Source organism: uncultured Veillonella sp. (assembly GCF_963551295.1).
GTDB lineage: Bacteria > Bacillota > Negativicutes > Veillonellales > Veillonellaceae > Veillonella.
In genome coordinates this window covers 1-7,306 of sequence record NZ_CAUVFT010000047.1, presented here as the reverse complement: position 1 = coordinate 7,306, position 7,306 = coordinate 1, and the positions used below count along the sequence as shown (strand labels likewise).

At 41.8% G+C, this 7,306-nt stretch carries 6 protein-coding genes; all 6 read left to right on the top strand.

What is annotated here, in order from left to right:
• Window positions 1-86: 86 nt before the first annotated feature.
• The 6 genes from RYO55_RS09380 to RYO55_RS09355 are packed head-to-tail and all read left to right on the top strand — an operon-like array spanning window position 87 to window position 7,189.
• The gene (locus tag RYO55_RS09380; RefSeq protein ID WP_314985262.1) at window positions 87-419 is read left to right on the top strand and encodes a hypothetical protein; all 333 of its coding nucleotides are present in this window, start codon (window positions 87-89) and stop codon (window positions 417-419) included.
• Window position 420: 1 nt separating this feature from the next.
• Window positions 421-1,026, top strand: coding sequence for a DUF1833 family protein (locus RYO55_RS09375; protein ID WP_314985261.1), 606 nt, complete (start codon window positions 421-423; stop codon window positions 1,024-1,026).
• Complete coding sequence (locus RYO55_RS09370) at window positions 1,010-1,348, top strand: NlpC/P60 family protein (protein ID WP_314985259.1); 339 nt, start codon at window positions 1,010-1,012, stop codon at window positions 1,346-1,348. The genes RYO55_RS09375 and RYO55_RS09370 overlap by 17 nt, the downstream gene beginning before the upstream one ends.
• Window positions 1,341-5,888, top strand: coding sequence for a host specificity factor TipJ family phage tail protein (locus tag RYO55_RS09365; RefSeq protein WP_314985257.1), 4,548 nt, complete (start codon window positions 1,341-1,343; stop codon window positions 5,886-5,888). The genes RYO55_RS09370 and RYO55_RS09365 overlap by 8 nt, the downstream gene beginning before the upstream one ends.
• Window positions 5,889-5,903: 15 nt before the next feature.
• The gene (locus tag RYO55_RS09360; protein WP_314985255.1) at window positions 5,904-6,218 is read left to right on the top strand and encodes a hypothetical protein; all 315 of its coding nucleotides are present in this window, start codon (window positions 5,904-5,906) and stop codon (window positions 6,216-6,218) included.
• Window positions 6,219-6,235: 17 nt separating this feature from the next.
• Window positions 6,236-7,189 (top strand): leucine-rich repeat protein, encoded by a 954-nt coding sequence (locus tag RYO55_RS09355; protein ID WP_314985254.1) that lies wholly within the window; start codon window positions 6,236-6,238, stop codon window positions 7,187-7,189.
• The last annotated feature ends 117 nt before the right edge of the window (window positions 7,190-7,306 follow it).

The window sequence follows — 7,306 nt, the reverse complement described above, 5'->3', positions numbered from 1 at the left end:
AATTACATTATCGATGTAATGGTACGTGCTGCTAATACAAATAAAGGAGGTGTGCGTGACGCCATAAGGGCGGCCGCAACTTAATTATGGCTACATTTCCAGATATAAGATATCCGATATATCCAATCCAGGAAACTACGCCGGACGTAACCTATAAGGGCCAAGTCGAGAATATGACGTTAATCACTCGCAAGAAAACAACTAAAACCCGGCGGACATACTCCGTAGGGTACAAGTTGCCAACTACAGAGTATTATCGGTTACGTGCATTCTTCGACGAGGTTAACTGCTCCGGTATTTTCGATTGGATGCATCCCGAAACTCGTGAAACACTTCAAGTGAGATTTGCTGATCAATTAGATTTTGCTGCAAACGACTACGGAGTGTGGACGGGAACCGTAAAACTACAGGAGGTATAACATGTTACCACTCTCAACGGCATCTATGATTGAGAAAAACCAAATCAGTGCTACCGGCGTGTGGATCATGTTGTTAGATATCACTTACAACAACGAAACGGTTCGACTCGTCAATAATACGGAAAATATCCAATTTAAGGGGAATACATACATAGCCTTCCCATTCCATTTAGCAGACGTTAATAAGAACCAAACGGATTTACCAAATGTTAAATTATCCGTGTCTAATGTGACTCGGACTATCCAACGCATGGCAGAAGAAAATAAAGGGTTTACCGGTGCGGATGTCGTTATCCGAATTGTAAATACCTCAATCCCGGATGTGTGCGAACTAGAGGAGCATTTTGTAATTACAGGCGCGCAAGCTAATGCCGAATGGATGGAGTTTACACTTGGCACAGACTTTAGCTTTAACCGACGATTTCCTCTAATTCGTGTAATGAAGGATTTCTGCCCGTTCAAATTTAAAGGTATTCAGTGCGGGTATAAAGGCGATGCTGGCGAATGTAATAAGACGCTAGCACGATGCCGAGAACTTGGCAATAGCACCAGGTTCGGCGGAGAACCTACAATCCCGCAGGGAGGTTTGTATGCGTCCAACAAATGATTTTACTGATTTACTAGGTACGCCTTTTGAACAGATGAAATGTTGGGATTTAGTTGTTGAAGTATACAAACGCTCCGGTATTGAACTACCCCATTATACCGATGTAAAAATGGGCGATTGGCAAGAAATACGAGAGCCTGGTGAAATGAACGTTCTCGTATTTGCGCTCTACGGCTCAGAACTCGATCATGTAGGGGTTTATATAGGGGGTGGAAATTTTATCCATGCAACGCAAAAATCGGGAGTATGCATTGAACACATCTCGAAATACGTGCCTCGATTAAGGCATATATATAAGTGGAAAGGAGATACGAATGGTTAATGTAATCATCGTCAAGAATCCGTTTAAACCGGAACAACATGAAACTCAATATATGCCTTTTAAGAAAGGTAAACCGGTAAGCCATTATCATAAAGCACCAGGTGAATGGGTGTACTCCATTAATGGCCACGAGGTAACTCTTGATACCACTGTTAACGACGAGGACTATATCGTTGTTATGCCTAAAATCGAAGGTAAATTCTTCGGTGTATTGCTATCAATCGGGATGGCGGTATTTACAGGAGGCATTGCATCTGGTGCTATTTTTGGCATTCAAAGTCTAATCTGGCGAACAGTCTTATCAATGGCTATTGGCATGATTGGTAACGCTGTTATATCTAAATTAACAGCGCCTAAAGTCGACCGCTCGAATTCTGAGCAGTCGACTACATATGGCTGGGGCGGTACTAAAACTGTAACTGGGCAAGGGTATCCACTTGCCGTAACATACGGTCGCATGAAATCAGCAGGCATGTTATTATCTCGTCACGTAATTAGTGACGGTGAGAAGCAGTACCTCAACTTGCTATATTGCGCAGGAGAGGGCGAGCTATCTAAGATTGAGGATATCCGTATTAACTCTAACCCTATATCCAATTACAAAGATGTACAAGTTGATATCAGACTTGGTACAAATGATCAAACTGTAATTCCTAACTTTAACGATAACTTCGCTGACCAGGGTTTAAACTATGAGCTTAAAAGCGAGTGGAGTGTACAGCAAGTACAGGGTGACGCTTGCGATGCCATTGAGCTAACAATCGGATTCCCTAACGGGTTGTACTATTCTAATGACAGTGGCGGTATGGATAAAACCTCTGTCACCGTAGATGCTGAAATTCGCAAGGTAGGTACGCAGGAGTGGCAGTCTTTGCCTTTATCTAACAATAAAGGTCTTTCATCTCACGTGAAAAAAGAGCCTAAGCGGTGGTTTTTTGTTGATAGAGATAATAAGAATATTGCTAACTCAAATTACACAGGGTATATAAGGGAAGCAACGAATTCCGCTTTTTATCGCGTGTTCAGATTCGACAATCTTGATAAAGCAAAGTACGAAGTGCGGATGCGTTGCTCCGGAAAGGACGGTACAAGCCTACGCCATGTTAATAAGGTGTACTGGACTCAGCTTACCCAAATTATATATGACGATTTCGTGCATCCAGGTAAGGCACTCATAGGGATTAAGGCTTTGGCCACATCTCAATTAAGCGGGTCTGATCCTGATGTATCCTGGATTCAAGAACGTAGCAAAGTATGGGTATTTAATCCATACACTAACCAGTATGAAGAAAAACCGGCTGACAATCCAGCATGGGCAGCTTATGACCTTTTACATATCTGCCGTAAGATTGGCGGTGAATATGTAGTATTTGGCCAACCATATGGACGTATTGATTATGATGCGTTTAATGCTTGGGCCGAGAAATGCACGCTCAATAAATTCACATTTAACTACATCTTTGATACCGCAACTCGTTTATGGGATGCACTTAAATATCCTGAAGCAGTAGGACGAGGTAAAGTTATTCCTGCAGGAACACGATTCACGTGCGTGAGTGATTATCAATCCTCGCCAGTACAATTATTCACTGTGGCCAATATTAAATACGGAAGCTTTACAGAAGAGTTCCAGGGTGTAGATGCCAGGGCTAATTCAATTGAGCTATCCTTTATTAACAAGGACAAGGACTATGAGCGCGATGTCATTCCGGTGTACGGTGATACATACGATGAATCTAACTCACTCACTAATCCTGCTCAAATCGAGCTAATGGGGTGTACTAGCCTAGAACAGGCGTATCGACACGGTAAGCACTATCTCAGATGTAACAAGTACGAAATTCGTACTGTTACGTTTGAGGCTTTTACGGATGCCATCGCTTGTACAGTAGGTGATATTATCCTCGTGCAGCACGATGTACCTGAATGGGGCGAAGGCGGCCGAGTGGTTGCCGTTAATGGACAAACGATTACGCTTGATAAGGAAGTCTCAACGCAACCAGGAAAGCGATACCAGTTATTGGTGCGTAGCAATACGACTGATGCAGTATCAACGTATAACGTCGTTAATGTATCAGGCTTGAATGTTATTGTTAGTGAAACTATACCAGTACAGAAGGACTGCATATATGCGTTCGGTGAGATTTCAAAAGCAGCCAAACCATTTAGAGTTCTTGCCATTACTGAAGGTCATTCTGAAATGACTCGCAAAATACAATGTATGGAATACTATCCGGAGTTGTACGCTGCAGATGACGGACACATTCCGACAATCAATTACGCTAATCACAGTGCCTCCGACATCCAAGATATCGGACTCGTGAGCGACGTATACGGCGCAAATGGTATTATGTATTCTCGTATAGCCGTATCGTGGCAATTACCTAGAGACGGCAAAGTGACAAACGTAGTCGTGAATTACAGGAACACTAAAAGTGATACATGGACATATGCTGGAAATTTTCCATCTTCAGCAAACGGCACTACGATAACAGATATATTGTTAGGGGCTAATTACGAGGTACGTGTACAGGCTATTAACGATTTAGGACAGCTTACTACTGGTATTACTAAATCGATTAACATACCTAAAATGCAAGCACCGGAGGATGTGCAAAATTTGCACGTACTCAGTCGATATAATCAGACTGCAGATAAAAGCGTGTACTATGATTTGCAAGTGCTATTTGACCCGCCTAGTAATCCGGCTAACTTCGATGTAGCTGAAGTTTGGTATATGCTAACTGCCAAAAGCGGAAAGCCTGTAACTGGCCAAGAATGGCAGTATGCAGGAAGTAGTACAAGCCAAGTGATCATTAAATCGCTAGGCCCAGGTGAGACATATCGGATTAAAGCGATATCTGTTGACCGATTCGGCAATCGAGCGGAAACGGCTCAAATGGTAGATGTAGAAGTCAAACCTATGGACGCTATTCCTGATATGCCTAAGAACTTTACTATTTCTTTTGACCGTGATGCAAAAGCGAAATGGAATGAAGTTCTTAACGCTGATGTGGATTATTACGAGCTACGTACTGACAATAATCCGGGTAATGACTCTACAGCGCTACTCGCAAGGGTAAGAGGTGCTACCGCAACACTCACGTTAACGAAGCGTGCAGATACGGTATACCTATTTGCTAAGAGTACACTCGGTAAGTATTCAACACCGGCACGGTATGAATACAATTTACCTCAGCTCGACAAACCTGAAGTCGTGGCCAAGAGTACAATTAATGGCATTAACTTATACTTCTCAGCTAAGCCGGTTCAAGCCTATGCGATTAGATGCCACGTTGTAGGTGATACCAGGACCGACGATTTGGAAACAACAAGCACTATGCTTACGTATTCCAATGAACCAGGTGTTTATACTGTCCGATGTGCGTTTGTTGATGTGTTTGGAGAGGGCAAACTCGATGAGCAAATGGTGACAATTAAGGCTACCATTCCTAAGGAAATGTTAGACCGAGAGGCACTAGGGCTAGCTGAGTTCGATAAGCGTGTTAACGAGTTGAGCGCAGAGTTTAACAAAGTATCAAATGAATATAGCACTAAAGTCCAAAACCTTGCTAATGATGTAGAAAGCCGTTTTACGCAACTTGATAACGGTATTGAGCTAAAAGTAAAAGAGGGGCTAAGCGCACTCAATGGTAAGGAAATAGTAAACCGGCTCAATATTGGTACAAATGGAATTCGTTTAGACGGCAAGTTATTCCATGTTACGGCGGAGACATTATTTGACAATAATATTGTTACCAACAAGATGTTGCAAGCCAATTCAATTACCGCTGACAAATTACAGGTTAATAGCTTATCTACCATATCAGCTTATATAGGCGGCACACTCAGAGGTGGTAAGTTAATTGGTACTGAAATCCAAAATGAATCAGGAACCTTTAAGGTAGATGCACAGGGTAATATTAAAGGCGCCAATATTACGGGGTCCCGAATTGATGCTAATAGTGTATTCGCCGAAGGGCAGCAGTTAAAGCCGGCTTACGTTAAGCGTATCGATGTTACTAGTGGTGACAGAATAGAGATACCACCTGGGTATTCGTGGGATAAGACTTTAATATTCTTACGTTGGGTATCTGATCCAATGGAACAAGGTTGGTATGAATACTCTGGTACTAATATGTCTCAAACTGAAATCAATGCAATTCAACAAATCGCTCAAGAGAGGTTTAGAATGACCCTCAATATGCGAAACGGTTGGAGCATGAATGGCTTTGGCGGTGATTTACTCGACAAATATGTTACCGGCAAAAATGAGGATATCGCATCTCATACTGGTGGCAGATTCATATCCTTTAATCAAGGACGCCCTGTATATGGTGTGGTCCAGTATTCAGGGATAGTCGAAAATCCACCTCCGGTGTTTAAAGTTACAACTAGCGCAGGTGCTGGGGTTTCAAATAAACCTGCTGAAATTTATGGCCTAGGGATAACCGAAAAGGGTTATTTCTATTACGGTAAGATGTCAGCTCGTCAAGGCGGTTGGGGCCGTGCTGGAATTACAATTATGTCGTTCTGGTAATGAGGAGGTGCATATATGAAGGAATATAACTTTGATTTACACGTAGGTCAAGACTATGGATTGACCTACGTTATCGAGGACGGAGGCCCATACGATGGGTACACCGCCATTATGAAAATCAGGCGAAAGCCTGATTCCGCAGAGGTGTTAGCCGTTAATGGGGTGACTGAAGGTAATCGCATCACGTTCCGTATGAACGGCAATGACACAGTTAATAAGGTGGACGCTAAAGGGGTTCATCAATATGATGCGTTTATTTACAACGATGATCACAGCTTAAAATTAGGTTTCGGCGAAGTCAATATCATTCAAGATATTGCACGTCATTAATGAAAGGGGATTATATCATGGCACAAGATTTAAATGTTAATGTAACAGGTTTTAATTTACCACCTATTGAAGTAAAAGGCACGTTCACTATTCCATCTATTAGAATAGATGGACAAAACGGTAAAAGTGCGTATGAATTATGGCTAGAAGAAGGAAATACTGGAACAAAAGACGATTTCCTTAACTCCTTAAAAGGTACTAATGGTAGTCCTGGTTTACCAGGTAAAGACGCTACTACAGACGGCGCCTATGAAATGCTATTAGGCTTGAATGTTTATTGTGAAAATGCAACTCCTAATGAAGTATTGAAAGGGCTTATCCGTGGGTTGAGTGATGTGATTAAAAAGCCATTTAAACAACTTGAATTTGACCGTCCTGTTAAAGGTCAAACATATATCAATGTATATGGTACGCCTCACTTAAAGGTAGCTTTACTAGGCAAAGGTGCAGCTGCAGGAGTAAGTATCGGTGATGATGGTCAAGCAAGGATGGATTTAGATAATCCATTTATGGCTGAGGATATTCAAATTGAATATTTTAATATGTTAGGGAGTATCGTAGGAACGTATCGAGTAAGTGGATATGTTAGCGAGAAGACCGTGATTGACGACTATGAGTTCCAAGGCAATACCGACACACAAAACTTTGAATTCCCTGAAGTTACTACGGTTGGGAAACGTGCATTTTGGAATCATGTTCAAATCATTAAATTACCAAAAGCAACACGTATTCATAAAGATGCATTTGATATGTGCTTCAGTTTGTCTGAGCTATATTTGCCAAGTTATGTATTGACGAGTGACCACCAATTTTCAATGATAAGTTTACCGGGTTTACAGAAATTGATACTGAATGACGCCTCTGATGTTAATGAATTAGCTTCATTGCCATTATTGGTAACAGAAATTTACAATCAAGACGAAACTAAGCGTTTTGATAAAACCACTAAAACATGGGTACCGGTTCAATAAGGAGTTAATGAATGGATGAAATCAAAATACTCCTGATGGAGGCAGGTATTCCTCCATATTTTGCGGACATTGGATTCTGGGTAACCCTGTTAGGGGTTATCTGGGCCGCCCTTAGGG

Bases quoted from the DNA above. Each gene is read 5' to 3' on its own strand.
- RYO55_RS09380 (WP_314985262.1), top strand. From the start codon at position 87: ATGGCTACATTTCCAGATATAAGATATCCGATATATCCAATCCAGGAA.
- RYO55_RS09370 (WP_314985259.1), top strand. From the start codon at position 1,010: ATGCGTCCAACAAATGATTTTACTGATTTACTAGGTACGCCTTTTGAA.
- RYO55_RS09375 (WP_314985261.1), top strand. From the start codon at position 421: ATGTTACCACTCTCAACGGCATCTATGATTGAGAAAAACCAAATCAGT.
- RYO55_RS09360 (WP_314985255.1), top strand. From the start codon at position 5,904: ATGAAGGAATATAACTTTGATTTACACGTAGGTCAAGACTATGGATTG.
- RYO55_RS09365 (WP_314985257.1), top strand. From the start codon at position 1,341: ATGGTTAATGTAATCATCGTCAAGAATCCGTTTAAACCGGAACAACAT.
- RYO55_RS09355 (WP_314985254.1), top strand. From the start codon at position 6,236: ATGGCACAAGATTTAAATGTTAATGTAACAGGTTTTAATTTACCACCT.